Source organism: Mesorhizobium sp. M7A.F.Ca.US.002.01.1.1, assembly GCF_004022955.1.
In the GTDB taxonomy this organism is placed as follows: Bacteria; Pseudomonadota; Alphaproteobacteria; order Rhizobiales; family Rhizobiaceae; genus Mesorhizobium; species Mesorhizobium ciceri.
In genome coordinates, this window is the sequence record NZ_RZQE01001004.1 from 1 (window position 1) to 705 (window position 705).

Consider the following 705-nt stretch of genomic DNA (forward strand, 5'->3'; position numbering starts at 1 on the left):
CCCCGCTTTTTGCGACAATACCCTCGACGCTGCGGATCTCCGCCTCGTACCCGCCGAGCCTGACATAGTCGTCGCGGCGCAGCGTGAATTCGATCGGCGCCACCAGCGCCGGTGTAGGCACATAGCCGAAGGCGCCTTCCGGCACCCGTGTGACATCGACCATCAGCGTGATGCCGCCGCCCGGCCAGACATAGACCGGCGCACCGCCGACCGTGACATAGGTGGTCAGGCCCTGAACCGAGCGGGTGAGATTGACCGGGTTTTCGGTGACGCCGGCGCGCAGCGAACCGCCGGCGCCGCCGATGAACAGCACCGTGCACAAAGCCGGCTCGCAATTGTCCTCGATCAGGCCGACCGATTTTTGCAGCCGTTCCGGAAACGGTTTTTGCACCGGCTTCAACTCGTCGTCGAGCTCGTAATAGGCGAATTGCTCGCCGGTGGTCGAAACCATCAGCAGCGACAGGCCCGGCCGCGCACCCTTCTTGGCGTTCCACTCGCCAAGGATCGACAGCGGGTCTGAAATGCTGGTGCCGCCCCAGCCGAGGCCTGGCTCAGACACCTTGAAATAGCGGCCCGGCGTCGAACGGCGGCCGAGGATCTTTATCCCTGTGTCCTGCCAGCCCAGCACCTTGCCGGCCTGATGCTCGGAAACGACGCCGGTGATGTGGTCGTCGACCACCACCACCTCGTCGACAAGGCCGCGCC

1 pseudogene is annotated in these 705 nt (G+C 65.1%); it reads right to left on the minus strand.

The features are described 5' to 3' along the window. Positions 1–705: pseudogene (locus tag EN932_RS37385) on the minus strand (6-hydroxynicotinate reductase); the annotation flags it as partial.